The organism is Methanococcoides mangrovi (assembly GCF_052057775.1).
Lineage (GTDB): Archaea > Halobacteriota > Methanosarcinia > Methanosarcinales > Methanosarcinaceae > Methanococcoides.
The window spans coordinates 486,536-510,905 of the sequence record NZ_CP195121.1; the positions used below are offsets into that span (position 1 = coordinate 486,536).

A 24,370-nucleotide genomic window follows, 5' to 3' on the forward strand; every position below is an offset into this window, starting at 1 on the left:
GTGATCAAGGGCCAAACGATCTTACCTTTGTGCTTCACCGAATCTTGTTTTAGTTTATTTTTAGATCACAATTTGTTCAGACATGGAATTTCGATGTCAAGGACTTCTGCAATGTTTGCCTTGGCCCTCATTCCCTTAGGTTCGCCTGGTATTGCAAGAACAGTACCAAGTCCAAGTTCCTGCCTTACTTCTTTCATCCTGTAAGGATCAGCAAGGTCCAGAACATCAACTCCGAGCTTAGCTGCAACGTACTCTTTTGCTTCATTGATCCTCATACCCTGCATCTCCATCCTCAGAACAAGATCACCTGCTGTGCGGATACCGTTCATTCCTGAAGCCATGTGGTGACCGAGGGTAACACCGAGAGGGTCGCCTACGCCCACCTATATACCGTCAGCACCACCGATCTCGACCATTGCCTTTGATGCCTTTGTCACAGCATCAAGTGTTGGGTTCTCGACCATCGGGATACCACCTACACCCATTCCCATGTTAGGATGGAGAGGAATTTCGGATACACGATCACATTCCTGAAGGAAGGTCACAGCCCTTGCAACGTTCCAGGGAGTTGACATGCGTGTGTTCGTGTTACAGACAGGACCAAAGATGTCAACACCTGCTTTTTCAGCCACTTTCACAAGCTGGTGTGCATACATGCCTGCAAGCCTCTCACCGGCATATTGCATTCCACCATGGACACCAAGGACGTATTCGTTGGCCATTCCCATCTCAACGGAGATCCCGAGCTCTTTTTTCATGATCTCAGTTGCCTTAAGGGAAGCAAGAAGATCACCATCACCTGCAGCACCTGCGGTGTCGATCATGATATTGTCAACACCGACCTTGGCAACCTGTTTTGCCACCCAGAAAACATCCTCAGTGGCTGCTTCTGCTGCCTGCTCGTAGACTTCCATTCCTTCCATGATCCTGCCTTCTGACATCATGTCACCGACATTTTCAAAAGGACCATCCGGCTTGTAGTAGGCACCAAGATTTGGCATTGCACCAAATGCACATGGGCAGATGGTGTTCATGAGGATAGACTCAAGCTCCTGCTGCTGTTGTGTGATGACCGCCTTGATAGCCTTGTAGGTATAATCATACCAAAGGAAGGTTGTGCAGTCTGCACCCATGGAACGCTCCAGGATCTGGTTTCCAGACGTTGCACTCAGGGGAATACCGGACCCGCCACATTCACTGTAGTTACCGTCAATTGCAGAGTGACCAACATCGGTACTCATAACAACCTCATTACCGATCTCAACAGTGACAGCCTTGCCTGGCATTACCATGATATCCAGTAAACGCTCCACATCATCATCAGAAAGTGTAGGGATCTTTCCCCTGTCTGCTGCATCAGCAGCACCTGCTTCAATATCTTCACGGATGGCTTCTTTTGTCATCCTTACAAGACGACCGTCACCCATACGCTGATCATATTCCATTTGAAAAACCTCCTGCTTCAGGCCCGCATAAGTTCGACAGCTTTCTGAACTGCTTCGCCTGCATTTTCTGCGTAAGCATCAGCACCGATCTTGTCCGCCCAGTACTGGGTCACAGGTGCACCACCAACAATGGTCTTGACACTGCCCCGAATTCCTGCATCCTTAAGGGCAGTTTCAAGATCACCCATTGCCTCCATTGTTCCTGTCATCAAAGCGGAAGATGCAATGATATCGGCGTTCACTTCCTTTGCTTTCTCGACGAATTTTTCGAGAAGCGCATCCCTGCCAACATCGTGGACATCAAACCCATTGACGTTGAGAAGGACCTTCACAATATTCTTGCCGATATCATGCACATCCCCTTCAACAGTCCCGAGTACAATGACACCTTTTTTCTCAGAGGCCTCATTTTCAGCCATCTTCTCATTCAGGGAAGTCACACATTTTCCCATCAGCGTTGCAGCCATCATGACCTGTGGAAGGAACATTTCCCCCCTCTCAAAATGATCACCGACAGCAAGCATGCCAGGGGAGAGACCATTCTCAATGATCTCAAGAGGACTAAAACCGGCATCTATAGCCGTTTCAATTAAATTGAATGTTACATCCTCCTGAATGTTGACCAGTGAATCCCCAATGCTTTGAAGTGTTGTTTCATCTTTCATTTTTATTCACCTGTTACATTTGAAAGAGCCCGGGTAGCCGGACTATAACCATATTAATGTTAAATTTTATAATATATAAAGTTTGTTGTCTTGCTTATTTTCTAATATATAAATATATCTTTTATTTGCAGTTTTGAACAGATTTATTTAAATAAAGAGACGAAATGGCAGAAAGAGAATAAAGGAGAAGAACAAAGACAAAAAGTAAAAGAAAAAACAAAAAAGAATAGCAGTAGATCCTGCCGAAAAATCAGAGATTATGCTTTTCTGGAATGTTCAAGGTCCTTTTCTTTCACAAAATGCTCAAGATCCCTTACAATTTCAGCATCAAGGCCACAGGGATCATGGTTTTTCAGTATATCCACAACCTCAGAGTGAGCTACAGCAACAGCATCCCTGGAACCCTGTTTCACCCATGACTCACGCACATCCCTGTCAAAGACACAGGGAGATGATTGCTCAGACATGCGTTCAAGAGTGGATGGTTTTGAAAGGTAATGCCCAGCGATACCCGCTTTCCGGATCTCATCGAAAAGCATGTTGTCTTCTGAAAAACTGAAACCTCTGGCAAGTTTCCTGAACATCGAGAACATGTCATTATCTATGACCATTTGCTCCAGCGATAATGTCTGCCCCCCTTCAAGCACACCACCGCTGAACAACAGATCCGCACCTGCAACAGCAGGGAGGATACCAGTCATCCCTTTTTCAAAAGCTGCTTGCTCATCCGGAAGTTTGCTGTCAGTCCATGCTCCGGCCACACTGGTAGGAATGCCATAGTACTGACCGATCTTTGCTACTGCCGCCGAGAACATCCCCATTTCAGGAGAACCGGTTGCAGCCCCTGCAGTCTTCATATCCATTATAGTAGTGGCTGAACCGTACAGGACAGGAGCTCCTTTGTTTGTGATCTGGGAAAGGGCGATACCTGCAAGGATCTCAGCATTGTGAACCGCAAGAGTGCCTTCCGGCGTGATAGGGCCTGTGCCCCCGGCCATTACCATACTTATTATATGGTTTGGAATATTTCGCCGGGCAGCCTCAATGATGACCCTTCCCGTATTGTCACACATGGACAGAGGGCTTGTCGGGCAACAGACGACATTTACAAGTGGCCTTTTTATGGCCAGCTCCCCATCTCCACCATAAGCGATCTTCGTCATTTCAAAATAATCATCGAACGAATGACCGTCAGGTTCACTGTATGCAAACGGTTTTGTCGTGTTCGTCATGGAAATGAGAATTTCATGGAAAGGCCTGGCAACAGATTCCAGATCCCTGGCAGCAACGCAGGCATCACCAACCACGTAATTATCGCAGTAGTCAGCAATGATCGTTGCATTCCTGAGATCTTCAGAAGTGCTTTCACGAACAACATAATTGCCATTTCCACCATAATCCATACACTGCACACCTACTGCAAACGGACCCAGGTTGAAACCGAATCCCGAACTGATCTTAAAATCCTTTTTCCGATCAAGTGCAGCAAGTTTAAAGGCCTTTGGCGCAGACCTTATGGATTCCATTACAAGATGTTCAGGGATCTTTGCAACCATAGTATCAAGATTCACTTCGCATCCCGCATCCGCATAAAGTTTCAGGGAGCCTTCATCAGAACTTTGAATTCCGATCTCTTCCAGAATTTGTGTTGATACATGAGTAAGTGCTTTAAGGTCATCTTTACCCATAAGATCCAGTTCAAGTCCATCAGCATATGTGTCAGCTTCCGAAGCATTTGAGACTTCCATAATATTACCATCCTATAGTTTTTTAGACAATATTTAAAAACACCTGCCACACCAGATCCATCTAAGGACCTCCCGGATAAAAAATGATTACAGCAGATCTTTTGGAGTTGTGCCCCCCATCTCGTTTTTCAGTGGGGTGATGAAATGGGAGATTGTAACGTACTGAGAGATGAGGGGCTGGTTGGGAAGGAGGTCAGGAAATGGAGGATACACTCAGAATGAATGCATCCACCACCCATGACTGTCTTATTCGAATGCAGCCTTGCATTTTACAACTGCGTCAGATGCATTCTCAGCATAGATATCCGCACCAATACGGTTTGCCCAGTCCTGAGTCACAGGTGCACCGCCGACCATTGTTTTCACAGTGTCACGAACACCTGCTTCCTTAAGCTGCTCTTCGACCTGAAGCTGCAAGACCATGGTTGTTGTCATCAATGCAGAAGAACCAACGATTGCCGGTTTCTTTTCTTTTACAACTTCAACAAAATCAGCGATCGGAACATCCCTTCCAAGATCGATGACATTAAAGCCCGCAACCTTCAGCATGGTCGCAACAATGTCCTTGCCGATGGTGTGGATATCACCTTCGATGGTACCGATAGCGACTGTGCCTTTATCCTCGGCTTGTGCACTCAGATTCTCAAGCACAGGGGTCAGAACCTCAACGCCAGCAGACATTGCTTCAGAAGCAGCAATGATGTGAGGCAGGAAAAGAGAACCCTGCTCGAACTGAGTCCCAACTTCATTGATCCCGGCAGTGAAACCATTCTGGATCAGGTCAATCGGATCGAGACCAGCTGAAATGCATTCCTCTGCAATTTCTGCAACAACATCACCATCAAAGTCCATCACTGCAGCTTTACCTTTTTCATTTAATTCATCCTGTGTAACCATATTTTAATCACCTTCTTACTGTTTTATTTTTTAATATTGAGTTAAAGGCCCAAGATCAGGCCTTTTGAACATACGTTTTGTCTTTCTCAGCAACAAGTGCCTTCAGATCTGCAACAATATCAGCATCCAGACCACATGGGTTGTGAGTCTTCAGGATCTCCTGCACCTTTTCATTTGCAATTGCAAGAGCATCTTTTGCACCATCATTCTCCCAATCACCACGCATCCTCCTGTCAAAAATGGAAGGGAACGACTGAGAATCCATGCCCATACGTGTTGATTTAACGGCAAGGAAATGCTTACCAGGACCGACTTTCTGAATATCATCAAAAGCAAGGCTTTCACTAGTGACGTTGAAACCATTGAGAAGGCGCTTGGTCATTGCAATAATATCGTTGTCTATTACAAGCTGCTCCAGACTCATAGTATTCCCTGACTCAATGCCTCCGGCACCGAATACAGTAGTAGCACCTCCAAAAGCCGGCAGCATTGCAGTCATAGCTTTCTCAAAACCTGCCTGAACGTCAGGAAGTTTGCTGTCGGTCCAGCAACCGGCAATAATACCAGAAGGCATTCCGTAATGTCGTGCAAGTTTTCCAAAACTAAGGCTCAGGAGTCCCATTTCCGGAGAACCTGTAGCTGCAACACCATTCTTAAGATCCATCATGGTGGTCGCAGAAGAGTAGAACGCAGGAGCACCTTTATTGACGATCTGAGCGAGAACAAGACCTGCAAGAACCTCTGCATTGTGTGTAACAATAGTACCCTCAAGAGTTACAGGACCTGTTGAACCAGCCATCACCATGCTGATAACTTCATTTGTGATGTTGTTCTCAGCACATTTGATGATGAGCTGGGAATCTCTGGTAGGAGATTCAAGAGGACTTGTCTGGCAGCAGCAAGAGAAGAAAATTGGCCTCTTTGCAGCAAGTTCTTCATCGCCACCATATACCATTTTGTTCATTTCAAGATAGGTATCGAAATTCTCATATTCGGATGCACCAAGTGAGAAAGGTTTGGTAGTGTTGGTCAAACCAATGTACAGCTCATGAATGTCACAATGACCCTTTCCTGCAATATCGGTAACAGTGATAGGAGTATCAGCCCTATCAATACTGTCACAATAATCAAGGATCGTCATCGAGTTAACAAGATCTGTCTCTGTAGCATCATGAACCCCGTGTTTACCACTTGGATCATAATCGAACATCTGGAAACCGACGCCGAAAGGACTCCAATGGACATTGGAATCAGATGCTTTTGCCACAATGTCTTTTTTCTTGTCCACACCATAAAGTTTGATATTCTTTGGAGTTGAGCGAATAGCTTCCCCCACAAGGTAACCTGGAATGTACACAGTATTGGTGTTACGATCGACCGAACAACCTGCACCTTCATAGTAATCAAGTGCTTCAGGATCATCGGTACGGATTCCCACCCTTTCAAGTACATCAAGAGTGGTCTGATGGATAAGATCAAGTTCTTCGTTTGTAAGTGCTTCCAGCCTCATACCGGAAAGCAGATCATTCATTGTAGATGCCATAATAATCACCTCTGTTTTTAAAGAAGAAGTTCGGACCAACCGGTTCGAACTTCGGTTTTGAGCTCAGTGGCTGGCAAGGAAAGCTTTGTCACCTTCTTCAACGATTGCCATCATGTCCTTCAGAATGTCAGAATCTATTGGCAGTACCTCATGGTTTGCCATGACCTGATTGACCTTTTCGTGTGCAACGGTAAGAAGGTCTTTTCCGCCTGCTGACTCCCAGTCACCATACATCGTCCTGTCAAAGAGCATCGGATCTGAAGGAAGGTCAATGTTGCTCATTGTTGTTTTGTGGGAAAGGAAATTCTTTCCGGCGCCAACTTTCTTGATCGCATCAACGGAGAGCGTTTCTTCATTCACGAGAATACCCTCAGAAGTCTTTTTTACCATACCGATAATATCATTATCAATAAGGAGCTGTTCCATAGAGAAGGTCATTCCAAGCTCGAGCATACCTGCGCCATAGATAAGGTTCGTTCCGGCAAAAGCAGGCATCATTGCAGTAATGGTTTTCTCATGACCAGATTGCGTATCTACGGTTTTAGCGTCTGCCTATGCACCGGCAGCGAAGGAAGGAAGACCGTAAAACTGCGCAAGCTTTGCAACAGAAGCACTGATAAGCCCGATCTCCGGACAGCCTACAGGAGCAGTTCCTTTCTTAAGATCGAAGGATGTCGTGGAACTACCATACCAGACAGGTGCGCCGGGTTCAGCAAGCTGTGCAAGGATAACTGATGCCAGGACTTCAGCGTTGTGAGTGACAAGAGTACCTGCAAGATGTACAGGAGATGATGCACCACCCATTGCCATGCTGATGATAACATTAGGCAGACCCTGACGTGCACTGTTGATAAGCATCTGGCATGCATTGTCACCAAGTTCTAACGGGCTTGTTGGGCACATGCACATCGAACCAATAGGTTTCTTGCGTGCCTGTTCACCATCCCCACCATAGAAAGCTTCCATCATCTTTAAAGTACGATCGAAGTTTTCATCCACAGGGTCAAGCATTGCATGTTTGGAAGTACCGGTAAATGCTGCGATCGTCTCATGAAGATCCGCTGCACCAAATCCGGCAACGTCCATTGCGGACAGAGCCATACAGTAGATATCAATGTTGTCAGCCCAATCGCATATCTTTGCAGTGTCCACGATATCCTGTTCAGTACTGTCACGAGGGACATATTTCCCTGAACTTTCATCGTAAGCACTCATTTTCACGCCGGTACCGAAATTCGTCCAGTGAACCTTCCCATCGGCTTCCATGACACATGTGTGTTTCTTTTCACGACCATACACCCTGAACCTTGAAGGTGCAACCCTCAAAGCCGCATCAACGACATGCTCAGGGATCCTTACCATTTGTGTGATCTCATCGACATCACAACCTGCTTCTTTGAAAAGCCCTCTTGCTTCAGCGTCCGTGACCATGATACCGGGATCGGAAAAAACATCAAGGGTCGCATAATGGATAGCTTTCAGCTCATCCATTGAGAAGAGACCCAGGTCGATTCCCTGCATCGTGGACTTTCCGGAAGAATGTATATTCATCATATTTTAGACCTCCAATAGTCAATGTTAGTTATTGAGTAATTAATTTTGTAATATTTAAGGTTTTCTAACTGTAATTTTTTCTTGTATATAAGTATTTTGTTTTTTGCTCATTTTTTTGCGAGTCATATAAATAGAAAGAAGAAAATAAACAAAACTAACTGGAACCATAAAGTAGCAAAATATTATAGCCAATGAAATGTAACTTAAAGGAGAGAATCATGCAGAACATAGTCGACCAGATGTTTAACGGCAAAAAAGTAACAAAAACAGGGCATGAGAAACTAGTATTTGATACCAGCCTCGAACTTGCCGAAAGCTATGATATCGTTTTTGATGAAGATCAGCTTGTACCTTCCGATACCACCATGGCAGACCGGGCATACCTTGCGGCCCTTGATCTCGTAGAGACTGCCGGCTTTTTTACAACGGGTACCAACAGGATCGTCAAACCCGAAAGATACGAGCTCATTGACTCGATGCAGAATGCAAGAAGTTCTGTTACTCTGGGAGAAGGCGTGGACAGTACCAGCATACACTTCAGGGAAATTCTTGACAAACGTATGCCATCGATCTGGGGAGGACCATGCTCAGCCCCCGCATCAGATGAATACTATGCCCCCATCCATCGCTCATATGCCAAACTGAGAGCCATGGCTATGCTTTCCCCTGCATCAATGGTGAACAGCTTCAAAGGTGCTCTTTTAAGTACACCAATGGAACTGTATAGTGCATATCGTTCCATTGAAATGGTAAAGAATGCCTGCACTCTGGAGAACCGACCAAAAATGTGCTACAGCACCCCGCCTTCCATCGGTGACATCAGGGCATCACTATCAATTGCCAATGAGATTATCACAGGGAAAGAGACCATGCATGAGATCTACAATGCTGTAGATATGAAAGTTAACGTTGATTCGATCACAAAATCCATACACTACGGAAGAATGGGGCTTCCCTACCTTTCAGACCAGATCGTGATCCTCGGAGGAAACACGGTCGAAACGCCTGAACAACTGGCAATTGTTATAATAGCCGAAGCCTTCAAATCAAAGGTAATCAACGGTGCTGATATATACTTCAGCAGCCCTGCCGATTCCGAGACCGGTGCCTCATCGACGGCAAAGACACTCTGGGCTTCAGGCATATCTTCCCTTGCACTTACAACAAACTCAAAGATCCTTCACGGACTGGACATCGTTAATACCGCAGGACCATGCACCGAAATGATGTTCTACGAAACCGCAGTTCAGACGATCTCAGCTACTGTCTGTGGAGTGGATATGCTTGCAGGACCAGCGCCAAATTCAATGCAAATGATCGATCACGCCGGAGGACTGGATGCGTTGTTCATGCTCGAGATGGCCGAACTGGCCACGAACCTTTCTTTTGAAGATGCGAACAACCTTTGCAACAAATTGTATAAGAAATACAGTAAGCATCTTAACCGGCCTGAAATTGGCAAGCATTTCATTGAATGCTATGACGTAAATAAGATCGAACCTACACCGGAATACTCAGAAATGCACAACAAGGTCCTGAATGAGGTATATAACCTCGCAGGACAATGATGTTTTCAGCAAAAGGAATATGTTATATATAAAATCGAACATGCAGATATTCCTAAGGTTCAAAACAGCTTTAAAAAGATCAACATTTATACCGATCACAAATACCTATCATAATACACATGGAGATAATCAATGGCAGAGATCAAACACTGGGCAGAGGTCATTGCTGACGAAGCCCTGGAAAATGGAAACTTACAAAGGATATCCACAGGAATTACACCTTCCGGACACATCCATATCGGAAACATGAGAGAGGTCGTGACCGCTGATGCAGCATACAGGATGCTTGTGGAAAAGGGTGCTGAGACCGAATTCATATACATGGCCGACAACTTCGATCCGCTCCGTAAGGTCTATCCTTTCCTCCCGGAAAGCTATGCAGAACATGTCGGAAAACCAATTTCCGAGATACCATGCCCCTGCGGAGAATGTGAAAGCTACGCAGAGCACTTCCTCAAGCCTTTCCTTGAAGGTCTTGAGAGGCTCGGCATACACCCAAAGGTCTACCGTGCAGATGAAATGTACAAGAGTGGCATGTTCGTTGAAGCCATCAAGACGGCACTGATCAAAAGGGATGATATCGCAAAGATCCTCAAGGAAGTCTCAGGAAAAGAAGTCGCTGCGGAATGGAGTCCTTTCAACCCTATATGCAATCAATGTGGTAAAATTACAACTACAATCGTAACAGGATTTGATGCAGATGCCGAGACCGTTGACTATGAATGTTCATGCGGCCACTCCGGTACAGTTTCAATGACTGGTGGTGGAAAGCTTACATGGCGTGTGGACTGGCCTGCAAAATGGAAGATGCTCGATGTAACTGTTGAACCATTCGGTAAGGACCATGCATCAAGAGGAGGTTCCTACGACACAGGAAAGCGCATCGTTCGTGAGATATTCGATCATGAACCACCACTGCCCATTGTCTATGAGTGGATCATGCTCGGGACAAAAGGTGCGATGTCATCATCCACCGGTGTCGTGGTATCAATCGCCGACATGCTCAAGGTCGTACCTCCTGAGGTACTGCGCTACCTGATCATGCGTACAAAGCCTGAAAAACACATCAAGTTCGATCCGGGACAGCCACTGCTCACACTTGTGGACGAGTACGAGCGCCTCAATGCAAAGGATGATCTGGAAGGACTCGACAAGCGTGTGCTGGAGCTCTCACATGCAAAGGGCATCTGCCACACTGACATCCCGTTCAAGCACATGACCACCATCTTCCAGGTGGCACACGGTGACTTCGAGAAGATCATGAAGATCGTGGAGCGTGCAGGATACGATACCAGCAACGAGAAGTGCATCAGGGAACTGGCAACCAATGTATCCAACTGGCTTGAGATGTATGCACCACCATTCGCTAAGTTCAGTGTGAAGGACGAGCTGCCTGAGCAGACCGCAACACTCAATGATGTGCAGAAGGCATTCCTCGGAGCATTCGCAGAGATCATCGAAGCAAGCGGGGAACTTACAGGTGAGGATTACCACAACCTCGTGTACTCCTCAAAGGAAGCAGGTTCCGAACTACACAACAATATAGTAGAGAGACTTGGTGCAAGCGAAGAGGAACTGGAGATCGATCCAAAGGAGATGTTCAAGGCCATCTACACCTCAGTGCTGGGCCAGCAGTCCGGACCAAAGGCAGGATGGTTCCTGTCATCCATTGACCAAGACTTCCTCGCAAAGCGCTTCAGTGAAGCATCAACATACAGACCTTAAGAGCATGACACAGGACCCGGCATCCCACACTCATTTCTCGGCATGGGACAAAGAATATACCCATGTCAGATGGGGCGGTGCAGCACCGATCGAACCGATCCGCACCCGCATCCCGGACGGATGCCGCATCCTTGACGCAGGCTCGGGGAAAGGACGACACCTTCTCCCCTTATCCAATTTTTACGATTGCACCGGCATCGATGTATCCCCCACCGCACTGAAAGCCTCAAGGGAATACCTTGCAAAACGTGAACGTGAAGCACATCATGCAGTGTCATCCATAACCTATCTTCCCTTTGCGGACAACAGCTTTGAGGGGATCGTCTGCTTCGGGGTATTGCAGCACCTCATGGAAGATGAACGTGAAAAGGCGGTAGCAGAGTTCAGGCGGGTACTGAGACCAGGTGGAACCATCTTCCTGGAAGTGTTCGGAGTAAAGGATATGCGATACGGAGGGGATGCTGTCGAACCCCACACATTCATCCGCCAGAGTGGGATAATCTACCACTATTTCACAAAAGAAGAGATCGAGCATCTTTTCCGGGACTTCGGGATGCTGGATATCAAAGACGTAGTTACGGAAAAAAATTTCAGGGGCGAGTCACATACCCGCCATATGATAAACGGAACGATACAACTGGCATCAGAAGAAGATGCCAAGGTATGCTAAAAGCACTATCAACAGCGCTCCGACGATTCCTGCAAGTGCACAGACCAATATGGTGACCCATGTGAAAGCGATGTCCAGGCCCAGTGCAAAGTTTGCGATCAGAAGAAGGATCACACCCAATACGGTGTTCACTATCATGTTCTTGACAGTCTTCAGCACCTTGTACAGAAGAAGAGCTATGATGATCGCCACCAGTACTACTATGATTTCTACTACCATGTTTATCTATTGAAAATAGATGTCAACGATATTTAACAGTTACTTCAAAAGGATGAAAGGAACTCACGAAGGATAACTTCAAGGTCACCAGTATCAGAATATTCTTTCACAGTGACGTTGCCATTGGTATTTCCCAGTATCATGGCAGAGACGTTCGCATGCGGCTGGTGGACACAGAGGATCGGGATCCCTTTGTGTATCGCCGAGCAGACCTCATACCCCACACCTGTGGAAGCAAGGCTGACCTCTGCGATCATGCACTCACTTTTTTTCAGGAACCCCATGTCACGTTCGTATATCTGGCTCTCGCTCATAAGGGATTCCGTTTTCTCCACACCCTCATGTGCAACATGCCAGCTCAGGACCTCGTGACCGTTCCTGCGAAGATGACCGCAAATGAACTGGTACACAGGAAGCATCTTCCTTCCTCCGCGGATCGAGCCGGACAGAAATATCCTCATAGGACACCCCTCATGTAATGTCCTCCAGTGTAACCATCGGTGATATCCTTACATTTGACAGCCTTCTTTTTCCCATCCAGTACATTGCGATAGCGACGTGTGACCTTCTTCACCATGGATGCATCCATTGTCCTTGCCTCTATCCTCAAAGCCGATACACCTGCCCTGACGAGCTTTTCAAGATTTTCGACCATGCACAGCTCTTTCGAGTTCAGCACATGCATCCTGCAATCGCTGTCCATGAGAAGCGGGAAACAATATTCTTTCTCATCGTAGATCTCGAACTTCCCTTCCTCACAAAAGCGCGGACATCCGCTGCCTGAGCCGAACAGGTCGCCGATCATACAATAGCGTGATTCCATGACCTCCAGCCTGCCGTGGACAATACATTCCACAGGACCGCACTGTGCGACATCCTCCACCTGGGTAAGCGACATCTCTGGGGACAGTACCACCGAACCTGCTCCAAGCCCCTTCATGGCTGCATAGGAATGAAGATTGAAAACGTTCATGGGACTATCCGCGACCACTTCCAGACCGATTTCCTTTGCAAGCCTGAAAGTTCCGTAGTTCGAGACAACTGCGCCATCAACACCAAGTTCCTTTGCCAGCTTCAGTGTCTCCTGCACCTGAACCATAGCATTGTCAGAGACGATCTTCGGGGTGTTCACGTAGATCTTCCTACCCTCATTTCTGCACTTTTCGAAGGCTTCCTTCAGGTCCAGGGGTTCCCTTCCCCTGAAAACTTCCCCTCCGGCATAGATGACGTCTGCACCACCCTCAATAGCAGCCTCGAGTCTCTGAGGATCATCGACACTCACTACCAGCAGCGGCTTATCGACATCCGCTTCCTCGCAGGTCACATCCGGGACCCTGCATTTGCCTTTCGGGGAACGGTGCCACTTCTCCACCCTCGCTGCCTCCAGTTTGGAAACAGCAAGGTTCCTGATGTCATTAAGGACCTTGATCGGAATGAACACATCGCCTGTAACGTTCACAGCCATATCAACAGGCTCGAATACGGAATTACCAAGCTTTGAGAACTGCTGTATAACCTGTTCTTCAGTTGTCGGCTTCTTCTGTGCAGGTTCGACAAAGTAATCAGACTCAACTGAGACCTTATTGCCATCGGAATCCTCCATCTCAAGCTTCAGGACCGAGCCTGCAACGACATCAGAACTGAGCCTCACCGGGACCCTCCGAATAGGCTTGGGAGAAGTGAAGGTTTTTTTCAGTGATTCCATCAGGGACCTGTCAAGGGTCCTGTAGATCAGCTTTCCGGAGGGGACCTCCTCAAAGAACGGGATCTCAACAATATCGCCTTCGGTTGCGGAATCAACCTCCTTACCGTTCAGTACGATACGTGTGATGTTCTCACCTGCATCCTCCAGTCCTTCGGCACCTATCCCGTCGCCCAGTTCCAGATCAGTGGAAAGTTCGACTATGATCCTCCGCTCCTCTTCATAGTAGCCAACAACAGTTCCGGCCACTACACCGCGGTTGTATGGCTGCTCACGGCTCATCATACCTCTTGCTGATTCGCCTTTAAGATAAATATCAGTGAAATCCCTGTTGAAAAGCTGTTCAAGGACAAGTTTCTCTTCAGTGGATACGAAGTATGAATCCGGATCAGCAATGTAGCGGTCGATCAGATCCCTGTACGTGCTCACAACACCTGCCACATATTCAGGCCGCTTCATCCTACCTTCTATCTTGAAGGACTCCACGCCTGCCTCGATAAGCTGCGGCAGCATTTCGGTGGTGTTGAGGTCTTTGGGACTTAAGAGGTAAGGACCCTCCGTGTCCACAACCTGACCGTCCATCTCAAGCTCGTATACCTTCCGGCATGGCTGTGCACAGTGCCCGCGATTTCCGCTCCTGCCACCGATCATGCTGCTCAGAAGACACTGCCCGGAGTAGGAGATGCAGAGTGCTCCATGGACGAATGTCTCGATCTCGATGTCCGTAACCTGTTTTACCGCCCTGATCTCCTCAAGGGACATCTCCCTCGCAAGCACCACCCTTTTGACACCCAACTCTTCAAGAAAACGCACACCTTCGGTATTGTGTATGGTCATCTGGGTGCTTGCATGTATCGGAAGTTCAGGAACGAGCTCCTTTGCCATGAAAAGCAGGCCGAGGTCCTGTACGATAACAGCATCCGCACCGTACTCGTTCAGGGAACACAACATCTTCGCAGCGTTCTTCATCTGCTGGTCCTTGACCAGCGTGTTTACCGTAACAAAGACCTTTACCCCGCGAAGGTGGGCGTAGTCTATAGCCTCACGTATCTCCTCAAGGGTGAAATTACCCGCATAGGCCCTGGCACCCAGGGTCTTCGAACCGAGATAGACAGCATCCGCACCGTTCTCCACAGCAGCGACGAAGGATTCCCAGTTGCCTGCCGGGGCCAGAAGTTCAGGTCTTCTTGTCATGTTCAGTCAGTGCAAATACACGGGTTCTTCCTGCATGTGGGACACACAAGCGGATATTTTTCCAGGAAAGCCTGCTCAAGATCGATATCATAGAGGTTTGCCAGTGCTCCGATCCAGGCAAAGCAATCTGCGAGCTCTTCCCTCAGATTTTCCATGTCCTCCCTGCGGACCGCCTCTGCCAGCTCGCCGATCTCCTCCACCAACCAGAGGGTGGTTGCGGCTGCTCCCCTGCGCTTGTCGTTGTGTGCGTACAGGTCGTACATCAGTTTCTGGAATTCCGAGATCTCCATTTTGTAAGCTCCTTGAATGTCTATCGAAAATAAACTGTCATCAAAGCCTGACAGGGATGCCCTTTTCCTTCAGTGCTTCCTTCACATCGCGTACTGTGAACTCACCGAAGTGGAAGATACTTGCAGCAAGTCCTGCATCGGCCTTTCCATCAACGAAGCCACCATACATGTGCTCGGGTTTACCCACACCACCGGAAGCGATGATAGGGATCTCCAGCTCTTCCGAGAGCTTCCTTGTGATAGGGATATCGAAACCATCATAGGTCCCGTCGCGGTCCATGCTTGTAAGCAGGATCTCGCCTGAGCCAAGTTCCTCGACCTTCTTCGCCCACTGGACGGCATCCAGACCTGTGGGCTGCCTGCCACCATAGATCACAACCTCATACCATGCAGGAGTCCCGTCCTCAAGCTCGATGATGGTCTTGTCAGGGTTGTTCTCAACATCCAGATTACGCTTGCAGTCGATTGCTGTCACAATGCACTGGGAACCGAAGATATCGGAAGCCTCCTTGATAAGCTGCGGGTTCTTCACAGCAGCAGTATTGATGGACACCTTGTCCGCACCTGCCCTCAGTATCTGCCTGACATCCTCAACAGAGTTTATTCCGCCACCCACTGTAAGAGGGATAAATACCTCGTTGGCGGTACGCTCGATCACATCGATCATTGTTGACCTACCTTCGTGTGAAGCTGTGATGTCCAGGAAAACAAGTTCGTCTGCACCCTGTTCGTTGTAGCGTTTTGCAAGGTCTACGGGGTCACCTGCCTTTTTGAGATCTACGAACTCTACACCTTTGACCACTGTTCCGCCTTCTGAATCAAGGGTGACATCAAGACACGGGATAATCCTCTTTGTAAGCATAGTTTACGTAATGAATGTACCCTAATTAAATGTTGTTGAAGGAAAGGAGAGATTAAAAAGAAAGGCGATGATCTATGGAAAGAACGGTATATTTAAACGCTATGAAGCACATAAAAACGGCTAATGTATTTAAAGCGTATTGCCCTTGCAGTCCTGATGCTGCTCTTTTTCACCGGCATATCCTCAGCTGCGGATGAATTCCAGTATGAGGAGATCTGGGTGCATCAGGGGGTATTCGATCTTGCGAAAGGGGACAGGGCATCTGCAGAGAAATACACGGTCAAGGTCCATGAGATCAACAAGGAAGACGAAGGTTATTCTGCCACACTGTTACTGTACATTGATGGGGAGTTCCGGAAAAGCTTCTTTGCCGATGATTCATTGAACAATGAGCACATCCATGAAAAGGACCTCAAGGTCAGGACAGTTTCTATAGATCCATCTAAGGTAACTCTTGAACTGTATCTTCACGAATATGAGCTTGTCTGGATACGATCCAGAAGTCAGAGACTTGCAGTTGAAGATATGATAAAGGTCGACAATACGGAGATCAGACTGCTGAACGTGAGCGAAAATGTTGCGACCCTAGAGGTCATGACAGGCGGGAAAAGCTATGTTGACGAATACATGATAAATGATCACAAAAAGTATTCCGATGACATCATGGTCAGAGTCACTTACATCGACCGAGCTGCAAATGAGATAAATCTGCAATTCTACCAGCCCGGGAAGCCGGAATTCAAAGTTGAGATCAACAAACTTGAAGAGAAGTATTCTCCCAATAACCCTGCTTCTTTTGAGATATACCTGAAAAACACCGGAACGATTCCCGCAAGGGGTATCACGGTCACAGCATCTGCCAGCAACGGTCAGATCGAACCTGTGAACTACGAATTTGCAATGCTTGATACGCTTAAGATACACAAGGTCCCCATCACCCTCAAATTGCCCGAAACTCCTGTTAAGGAAAACATAGAGATCGATGTGAACGTTGATGGTTATGACTATCGTGGGAACAACTATCAGAATTCAGTATCAGCACAAACCATTGTGCAACCTTACATATCCATTGAAAAGACCATTGACACCCGCCTTATGGAAGAACAGGACAGGAGCAGAAGACGGGTCATCGTCGAGATGGTGGTCTACAACAATGCAAGCATCGGGCATGAAGTGACCATTCATGATCCCCTGCCTTCGGCTTTCAAACCCCTGGTAATTGGGTCCGCCGACTGGACAGTGTTCCTCGGTGCGGGAAGGTCAGAAGTGATACAATACAAGACAATGCCCGTGGTAGCCGGAACCTATGAGCTCGGACCGGCAGTTGCAAGCTGGTACTCTCAGGGTGAGACCTACAGCGTTGCATCGGAGGGACCGGCGGTTACCATAGATGTCGATGGACCATCACTGGATGTCGAAAAGCAGGTCAGCCTCAGTGACATCTTCACAGGAGAGGAGGTTGACGTAACAATAACGATCACGAATAGCGGGACCGTTGATGTTGTAGCTTCCCTCGAAGAAGAGATACCTGAAGGTTTCAGGCTAGTGGGCGGAGAGAACATGTGGGAAGGTCCACTCGAGATCGGCGATAGAAAACAACTGACCTACACCATGCTTGCAGAGGAAGAAGGCATCTCAGACCTGTCGGCTGCAATGGTCTCCTATACCGATGAAGACGGGCTTCAGGGAGAATTCGGATCCAATGTTGTGAAAATCTATGTTTACTCACCCGGAAACACTGAAACAAACATCAAAACTGACGATCCAGCTACAGGCAATGAAGCTCTCTCAAGAGGAGAACATGCCATGTTCCTGCTATCCTCATTTATCACAATAGCATGTGTGCTTGCGATCATCCCGCTTATTGCATATTTTTATATACGCAGGTCACATTGAATAATAGAAAAGGCTGCAGTGAACGCATATTAAAAAAGCTCTAAAACCAAAGGAGGATTCTAAACGGACATTGTCGGAACAGGCACATCAGTATTGGTATTTACAGTGTTCGCTGCCATTGTGCTTTACCTGCTTGTCAACTACTCATCCTTAATGGCAGCCATTGTGCTCCTTGTGGCCCCATTGACATTCATAATCGCGACACCGGAGGTAGCAACTGCGTTCCTTGCATACGAACATGCAAGACTTGCGGGAGGTCTTGTACCCATCAGCAACTACCATCTTTTGCTGTTCATATGGTCCACCATAATTGGGATCATACTGTATACGGAGTTCCTTACCTGGTACCTTTCAAGGAACAAGAGAACGACAAAATAAGAGAAGGATGGAAATTAGACCAGACCTATAAACAGACAATCGGTCAGGTCAATGAAATGATTTAAAAGGAGCCGGATGAGCTTTCACTCAGCCAGCCTGTAATAATATTCCCCAAGGGCCTTCTGTTCTCTGTCAAGACGCGAACCATGCTTGTTGACCCTTGGACGTGAGGTATCCTCATCCCTTCTGAACGTTATATCAAGGTCTGAAAGGAACTTGTTCATACCGTTCTGCATGCTTGATGGAGAGTGGGCCTTACCATAGACAGCAGGCTTACCTTCGAAGACTATCAGCCTTTCACTGAGCAGGTCTATCATGTAAATATCGTGGTCAACGACCATTGCAGTCTTACCATTGTTCTCGGCAAACCTCTTGATGGCCTTTGTGGCAAGGGAACGCTGCTCCACATCAAGGTGAGCGCTTGGCTCGTCAAGGATGTACAGGTCGGCATCCCTTGAGAGACATGCAGCAATGGCTACCCTTTGCAGTTCACCACCACTGAGCTCGCTGAGCATCTTCTCAAAGAGAGGCTCAAGGTTCAGAGGTTTGGCGATCTCTGCCTGATAATAGCTTGTATCGAACCTGCGGGTAATGCTCCTAAGGAACATCTGTACCTGCATGGGGTTATCTCCCTTGATATACTGAGGCTTGTAAGAGATATTGACATCGATATCCAGCTCACCCTCATCCGGCTCGATCTCTCCGGCAAGGATCTTCACAAAAGTGGATTTACCGATACCGTTAGGACCTACGATACCGATGACCTCTCCTTCCTTCAGGGAACCGGCATCTGTCTCCAGTGAAAAGGTATCACCATACTTCTTGCTGAACGCGCTATAGTCAACAAGTGTCGCTATGTCGGCCTCCACACGTGGGGGGTGGACCTCGAAAGTGATGGCATCCGGCCTTATACGGACGTTCTCTTCAGGCAGGTAACCCTTGAGGTACTGGTTGATAGCAATACGCACACCTTTCGGATGTGTCACAACACCATAACCGGCAGGCATACCATATGCCACCTGTACGACATCGGAGAGCATATCCAGTATCGCCAGGTCGTGCTCAACTACAAGGACAGCCTTCTTGGCTGAAAGCTCCTGTATGATCTGTGAGGAATTGATACGCTGGTAGATATCCAGGTACGGACTGATCTCGTCAAAGAAGTAGAAGTCCGCATCCCTTGCAGCACAGGCTGCAATAGCTACCCTCTGCAGTTCACCACCACTGAGATCACCGATATTGCGGTCGATTATGGGACCCAGGTCAAGCCTTTCGATGAGGTCGTCCAGTGCACCGCGTTCATCGGTACCTTCCAGAAGGTCACGGGTCTTGCCCTTGAAGGCCTTTGGGATCATGTCCACATACTGCGGTTTCTGGGACACCTTGACCTTGCCGTCCACAACATTCTTGAAATAGTCGTACATGGCGGTTCCGGAATAGTGGTCAAGGACCTTTTCCCAGTCGCTGTTGTCACCACCGAAGTTAGGGATGAGCGCTCCTGAGAGGATCTGGACGGATGTACTTTTACCTATACCGTTCGGTCCGAGGATACCTGTCACCCTGCCAACCTGCGGGGTCGGGAGACCATACAGGGCAAAACCGTTTGGACCATACCTGTGGGTCGGTTCGGTCAGTGCTTCCGGCAGACCAATGATCATGATAGCATCAAAAGGACATTTGTTAACGCATATACCGCATCCTACACAGAGTTCCTCGGAAATGATGGCCTTGCCGTCATCTCCAAAGACGATGGTCTCATCGCCGGTCCTTACTCTCGGGCAGTATTTTTCACATTCGTGGCTGCATCGCCTTGGCTGGCATCTATCCTTGTTCAATATTGCAATTCGCATGGGGGATCACTGAAGTTATTTTGAGGTTATTTAACGTAAGTCTGAATCGAAATAAACTGAGCTAATTGTAAGAATATAAAAAAAGCAGGGCCATGGGCTGTGTCAGTTCAACAACAGCGTCCATGTCACAAGACAGAAGTCAATTACGATGAACTCAACGTAGAACCAGTCCTTGGGACCGAATTCCTTTGTATTGATCTTGATGGCGGGGAAGATCACACGCTGGGCATAATATGCAAGCACAGCAATGATGACAATTGCAGCATACCAGGGAGTTCCGGTACCATCATTGAACCTGTAGAAGGCACCAAATCCTGCGATCATACCAAGGAATGCAGCTACAGCGGTCTTGATAATACCCTCTACATGAGCTTGCCTGCGTTCCTCAGGTGTCTTTTCCTTGATAAATGCAGGTTTTGAGACAACAGGAGCGTCAGACTGCTCTGCATTATCCGTTGTGCCACCTGACTTCTTTTTGCTTTCTTTTTTCAATTGGCTTCTTCTCCTGAGATAAATATGATTGGATGATATAAACGTCAGAACATATATAAACGTTTATTCCTGAAACAAAATTTCAGAGGTTTACAGGAATTCATTGCTTAGGACATTGTCAACATCATCAAGACAGACAGCATTCCTCCCGATGCTGTTCAGGTAAGAAGCGAACTTTCCCGGACGGTCACCGTCGGGATGGTAGACCAGCGTCATCTCAGGATCGATCTGTTCCACCATATCCGCAAGACCGTTGGCGTCCAGGTGGTCACTTATCTGCAGGGACGGATACCGGTAATCCTGCCTTCCCGTCATCACATATTTGGACATGCTATGAGGAAGCTTGCACAGGTCCCATGGAGGTACGATGCAGACAGCCTCTTCATCGAGCTCGCCCAGGCCCACAAGTTCTCCGGGATCGTCCAGAAGCCTGTTGGAGAGGATCAGTGATTTCTCCTCCATTGCAATTGGGCCGTCATGCCCGACCTCACGCAGAAGTTCCACCGCCCTCTGTGCCTTGCCAAAAGCATATGCACCGAATGCTACCTGTGAACCTGAGCATAAGGCGTTCCTGAAACCCTCTATATCGTCCTCAAAATGACATGACGGATCGCCATGATCACCATAGTTCGCCTCGGTTATCAGGAGGTCACATTTGGGCAATGTGGAAGGGTCCTTCACATCCCCTGTAACAAGTATCCGTGTCCCTACCTCGTTCTCCCAGTAGAATGCAACCGCTCCTGCTGTATGGCCTGTGGGAAACGTTTTGACGGTCACGCCATTGATGTCGATGGAGCCGCACATATCAACGGCCCTTCCTTTGAAACTGCGATCATGCCTTATCTCAAGCGCCACTGCGGTCCTGTCGGTGCAGGCCGAGAGATCAGAGAGCATGGCAGACTTGCCGTGATGGTCAGAATGAGCATGAGTTATAAGATAGGCGTCCGGTTGGGGCTGCTTCATCGGAACACGGGTGGAATCGATCGAAAAAGTGCAGATCTTCCCTTCCCCTGACCTGAACCTTACGGCAAGGTGGGGCTTGAAGGTTCCCCGCGAATTCTTCTGGCGGCATGCCAGCACACCCATGTCGATCAGCCTGTTCAAATGATACCTCAGTTTACGGGAATGGGTACCAAGCTATTTACATGTTGTCAGAATCAAGAACTTGAAAAGAATAAAATAAAGGAAAAGAGGGAATGAAATGGATATATGTGGAGGAAAAAGGAAAAGCTCAGACGAGCTGACTAAGCTCTGAGCGAAGCACATCGGCACTTGTAACACCGGTGAAACGCTTGACCTCAGCTCCGTCCTTCTCGATCACAAGTGTAGGAACAGCGTGAATGCCATACTTGCCTGCAAGGGCATTGTTCTGGTCAACATCCACCATCTTGAACTCCACCTTGTCGCCCATCTCACCTTCGAGCTGTTCAAGGATCGGTTTCTGCATCTGGCATGGTCCGCACCATGTTGCGGTAAAGTCTAATACTACTACATTGCTCATTGCTAATCACCTTTGGTTTGTAAGAAGTAAATGGGTATTGTACGCTTCATACAAAACCATGCTGTTATTCTATAAATAATTTTGGTCCACGGCAATTAGCCGTCATTTTTGCCTGATGTTGCTGTAATACATACACTCCTCCGGAGTGAAAAGCGGCATCTCTTCCGAACCCTTCACCATCTTCACAGGTGCCCCGCGTATCAGGACACACGGAATACATTCATCCGCTTCCCCCATGATGACCTGGGCACTTGATACCAGATTATCAGCCACTGCCTTACGTGTTATGTTGAGAGGTTTACCGAAAAGGTCCTTTGAGCCTCTTGCATCCTCCACAGGAACGATACCTGAAGTTCCCAGAGCAACTCCCACACAACCAAGGCGCAGGGGCTGGGTACGGCTGTCCCCCACGATCACACCGAGATGGCAGCAACAGAACTCTTCCATTCCTGCGCGGATCCGGGCTGCACTTTTCTGTGCGTTCTCAGGCAAAAGGACCACATGGCCTTCAGGTGCGTTGGAGCCATCAATACCTGCATTCGGGGAAAGGTTACCCTTGGTGATGGTAAGGGCTGCTCCCGGAACACCGCCGATAATATCATCGCACTCGCACAGGACAAGCTCCATTTCACGGGAATCCACACAGTATTTGTGTGCAAGTTCCTCTGCCTCTTTCCCGGGAATGACGGTGGAAAGGTCCACAAGCCTTCCTTCTGCTGTGGCCACTGCAGACTCTGCCAGAACGAGCACATCCCCGTCCTGCAGGAATATCTCATGCCTGTTCAGGGCTCCACATAGCACCCCCACAATGTCATCTCCGGGTCTGATCAACGGAGTGCGTATACCAATGACCTGCATGCAAGGAAGTTCGGAGCTCAATTCAGTTACCACCGGATAGGTAATCGGACATTATCTTGATAGCGCAGTATTCGCCACACATGGAACATGGCCCTGCCTGGGGGCACATTCCCTTCGGCTTGTCAGGGTCAAGGGCAAGCTTCATCTGACCTTCCCAGTCGAACTTCGCACGCCTGTCAGCAAGGAGCTTGTCCCTCTCGCTCAGACCGTATTTCATTGAATCGCCTATATGTGCCGCGATCCTGAAAGCGATCAGGCCTTCCCTGACCTGCTCAGGTGTAGGAAGGGAAAGGTGCTCTGCAGGAGTGATGTAACAAAGATAGTCTGCACCATTGCCGCTGGCAATGCTTGCACCCACAGCACCGGAGATGTGATCATAGCCCATACCGACATCCGTTGGAAGCGGCCCGGCCACAAAGAGCGGGAAGCTGGAACGGGAACGATGTGCTTCAATGTGTTCAGGAATGTCATTTGCCTGCACATGTCCGCCCATGCCTTCAATGATCACCTGCACACCTGCCTCATTTGCCTGCTTTGCAAGAGCTGCGTTCCTCTCGATCTCCATCATCTGAGGGCTGTCACAGAGGTCGTGGACACAACCGCTTCGCATGGTGTTACCCAGGGAGAGGACCACATCGTTCTTCTTCAGTATTGACAGGACCTCTTCGAAGTTCTCAAGATAAGGGTTCTCGCAGTTTTCCTTGAGCATCAGCACGCTGGTAAAGGAACCGCCCTTTGAGACCATCCCCATGATCCTGCCTGTGCCTTTCAGTTTCTCAAGCATCTGCTTTTCCACAGAGTGAAGCACGACGGAGCTTACCCCTTCTCCCACATGCTTTTTCAGATAGGAGATCATGTCATCGCCGGTAGCGTCCTTCATACCGCATTCAACCACTGCCTGGTAGACAGGAACAGTGGTTATCGGCAGAGTAGTATTGTCAAAGACCATCTTCCTGATGGCAGAGATATCCCCGCCCATTGAAAGGTCTGTGATGGTGTCAGCACCATATTTCTCTGCGATCCTGACCTTTTCCAGCTCTGCAGCCGGGTCGATGCTTGCAGAAGATGTACCAAGGTTGACGTTGATCTTCGTGGTGGCCCCTTTGCCGATCGCAACAGGAGGACAGCCTTCACGTACCATAACAACAAGACTTCCGTCAGCAACCCGTGAGAGCACGGTTTCCTCATCGAGGGACTCAACCTTTGCCACATGTTCCATTTCCGGAGTCAGCGTGCCGTTCTTTGCGTATTCTACCTGTGTGGATCTCATGTTATTCTACTCTTGAATGTCGTTTTTGTAAATTAATTATGAA

At 48.1% G+C, this 24,370-nt stretch carries 20 protein-coding genes and 2 pseudogenes; 5 read left to right on the forward strand and 17 right to left on the reverse strand.

The features are described 5' to 3' along the window. Positions 1–65 precede the first annotated feature (65 nt). From mtbB to mttB (ACR3I3_RS02520), 6 genes and pseudogenes are all read right to left on the reverse strand, one after another. A pseudogene (gene mtbB / locus ACR3I3_RS02495) lies at positions 66–1,445 on the reverse strand ([dimethylamine--corrinoid protein] Co-methyltransferase). A gap of 17 nt (positions 1,446–1,462) precedes the next feature. Beyond that, on the reverse strand, positions 1,463–2,110 hold the full coding sequence (locus tag ACR3I3_RS02500; protein WP_440953006.1) for a methyltransferase cognate corrinoid protein: 648 nt from the start codon (positions 2,108–2,110) through the stop codon (positions 1,463–1,465). A 257-nt stretch (positions 2,111–2,367) separates the two neighbouring features. Then, positions 2,368–3,858, reverse strand: coding sequence for a trimethylamine methyltransferase family protein (locus ACR3I3_RS02505; RefSeq protein ID WP_440953007.1), 1,491 nt, complete (start codon positions 3,856–3,858; stop codon positions 2,368–2,370). Positions 3,859–4,104: 246 nt separating this feature from the next. Then, a complete protein-coding gene (locus tag ACR3I3_RS02510) occupies positions 4,105–4,755 on the reverse strand; it encodes a methyltransferase cognate corrinoid protein (RefSeq protein ID WP_440953008.1) in 651 nt (216 codons plus the stop codon). A gap of 55 nt (positions 4,756–4,810) precedes the next feature. Continuing rightward, positions 4,811–6,298, reverse strand: a complete 1,488-nt coding sequence (mttB, locus tag ACR3I3_RS02515; RefSeq protein ID WP_440953009.1) for a [trimethylamine--corrinoid protein] Co-methyltransferase — start codon at positions 6,296–6,298, stop codon at positions 4,811–4,813. Positions 6,299–6,361: 63 nt separating this feature from the next. Continuing rightward, a pseudogene (gene mttB, locus ACR3I3_RS02520) lies at positions 6,362–7,852 on the reverse strand ([trimethylamine--corrinoid protein] Co-methyltransferase). Between the two features lie 218 nt (positions 7,853–8,070). Between mttB (ACR3I3_RS02520) and ACR3I3_RS02525 the strand changes: the two are divergent. The 3 genes from ACR3I3_RS02525 to ACR3I3_RS02535 all read left to right on the forward strand — a co-directional run bounded on the left by ACR3I3_RS02525 (position 8,071) and on the right by ACR3I3_RS02535 (position 11,815). Beyond that, the gene (locus tag ACR3I3_RS02525) at positions 8,071–9,420 is read left to right on the forward strand and encodes a monomethylamine:corrinoid methyltransferase (protein WP_440953010.1); all 1,350 of its coding nucleotides are present in this window, start codon (positions 8,071–8,073) and stop codon (positions 9,418–9,420) included. A 132-nt stretch (positions 9,421–9,552) separates the two neighbouring features. Further along, positions 9,553–11,145: a lysine--tRNA ligase gene (lysS, locus tag ACR3I3_RS02530; protein ID WP_440953011.1), complete on the forward strand. Its 1,593-nt coding sequence runs from the start codon at positions 9,553–9,555 to the stop codon at positions 11,143–11,145. Then, entirely contained in the window at positions 11,120–11,815 is a 696-nt protein-coding gene (locus ACR3I3_RS02535; RefSeq protein ID WP_440953012.1) for a class I SAM-dependent methyltransferase, read from the forward strand. Before lysS ends, ACR3I3_RS02535 begins: the two co-directional genes overlap by 26 nt. Here ACR3I3_RS02535 and ACR3I3_RS02540 read toward each other — a convergent pair. The 5 genes from ACR3I3_RS02540 to hisF are packed head-to-tail and all read right to left on the reverse strand — an operon-like array spanning position 11,789 to position 16,082. Continuing rightward, positions 11,789–12,034, reverse strand: coding sequence for a pro-sigmaK processing inhibitor BofA family protein (locus tag ACR3I3_RS02540; RefSeq protein ID WP_440953013.1), 246 nt, complete (start codon positions 12,032–12,034; stop codon positions 11,789–11,791). The genes ACR3I3_RS02535 and ACR3I3_RS02540 overlap by 27 nt on opposite strands. A 44-nt stretch (positions 12,035–12,078) precedes the next feature. Next, positions 12,079–12,495, reverse strand: a complete 417-nt coding sequence (locus ACR3I3_RS02545; RefSeq protein ID WP_440953014.1) for a nucleoside 2-deoxyribosyltransferase — start codon at positions 12,493–12,495, stop codon at positions 12,079–12,081. After that, entirely contained in the window at positions 12,492–14,930 is a 2,439-nt protein-coding gene (locus tag ACR3I3_RS02550; protein ID WP_440953015.1) for a DUF3656 domain-containing U32 family peptidase, read from the reverse strand. The genes ACR3I3_RS02545 and ACR3I3_RS02550 overlap by 4 nt, the downstream gene beginning before the upstream one ends. A gap of 2 nt (positions 14,931–14,932) precedes the next feature. Next, positions 14,933–15,220 carry a MazG nucleotide pyrophosphohydrolase domain-containing protein gene (locus tag ACR3I3_RS02555; protein ID WP_440953016.1) on the reverse strand — a complete coding sequence of 96 codons (288 nt, stop codon included), beginning with the start codon at positions 15,218–15,220 and terminating at the stop codon, positions 14,933–14,935. 40 nt (positions 15,221–15,260) lie between these two features. After that, positions 15,261–16,082 carry an imidazole glycerol phosphate synthase subunit HisF gene (gene hisF, locus ACR3I3_RS02560; protein ID WP_440953017.1) on the reverse strand — a complete coding sequence of 274 codons (822 nt, stop codon included), beginning with the start codon at positions 16,080–16,082 and terminating at the stop codon, positions 15,261–15,263. A gap of 123 nt (positions 16,083–16,205) precedes the next feature. Between hisF and ACR3I3_RS02565 the strand changes: the two genes are divergently transcribed. Next, positions 16,206–17,978 (forward strand): hypothetical protein, encoded by a 1,773-nt coding sequence (locus tag ACR3I3_RS02565; protein ID WP_440953018.1) that lies wholly within the window; start codon positions 16,206–16,208, stop codon positions 17,976–17,978. Positions 17,979–18,071: 93 nt separating this feature from the next. After that, positions 18,072–18,356: a hypothetical protein gene (locus ACR3I3_RS02570; RefSeq protein WP_440953019.1), complete on the forward strand. Its 285-nt coding sequence runs from the start codon at positions 18,072–18,074 to the stop codon at positions 18,354–18,356. 83 nt (positions 18,357–18,439) lie between these two features. Here ACR3I3_RS02570 and ACR3I3_RS02575 read toward each other — a convergent pair whose 3' ends face one another. The 6 genes from ACR3I3_RS02575 to thiC all read right to left on the reverse strand — a co-directional run bounded on the left by ACR3I3_RS02575 (position 18,440) and on the right by thiC (position 24,327). Then, positions 18,440–20,206: a ribosome biogenesis/translation initiation ATPase RLI gene (locus ACR3I3_RS02575; RefSeq protein ID WP_440953020.1), complete on the reverse strand. Its 1,767-nt coding sequence runs from the start codon at positions 20,204–20,206 to the stop codon at positions 18,440–18,442. 102 nt (positions 20,207–20,308) lie between these two features. Beyond that, positions 20,309–20,698, reverse strand: coding sequence for a hypothetical protein (locus ACR3I3_RS02580; protein WP_440953021.1), 390 nt, complete (start codon positions 20,696–20,698; stop codon positions 20,309–20,311). A gap of 90 nt (positions 20,699–20,788) precedes the next feature. After that, positions 20,789–21,784, reverse strand: a complete 996-nt coding sequence (locus tag ACR3I3_RS02585; protein WP_440953729.1) for an MBL fold metallo-hydrolase — start codon at positions 21,782–21,784, stop codon at positions 20,789–20,791. Positions 21,785–21,929: 145 nt separating this feature from the next. Beyond that, positions 21,930–22,199 (reverse strand): thioredoxin family protein, encoded by a 270-nt coding sequence (locus ACR3I3_RS02590; RefSeq protein ID WP_440953022.1) that lies wholly within the window; start codon positions 22,197–22,199, stop codon positions 21,930–21,932. 102 nt (positions 22,200–22,301) lie between these two features. Further along, complete coding sequence (gene cofE / locus ACR3I3_RS02595; protein WP_440953730.1) at positions 22,302–23,057, reverse strand: coenzyme F420-0:L-glutamate ligase; 756 nt, start codon at positions 23,055–23,057, stop codon at positions 22,302–22,304. 22 nt (positions 23,058–23,079) lie between these two features. Continuing rightward, positions 23,080–24,327, reverse strand: a complete 1,248-nt coding sequence (thiC, locus tag ACR3I3_RS02600) for a phosphomethylpyrimidine synthase ThiC (protein WP_440953023.1) — start codon at positions 24,325–24,327, stop codon at positions 23,080–23,082. Positions 24,328–24,370: the final 43 nt, after the last annotated feature.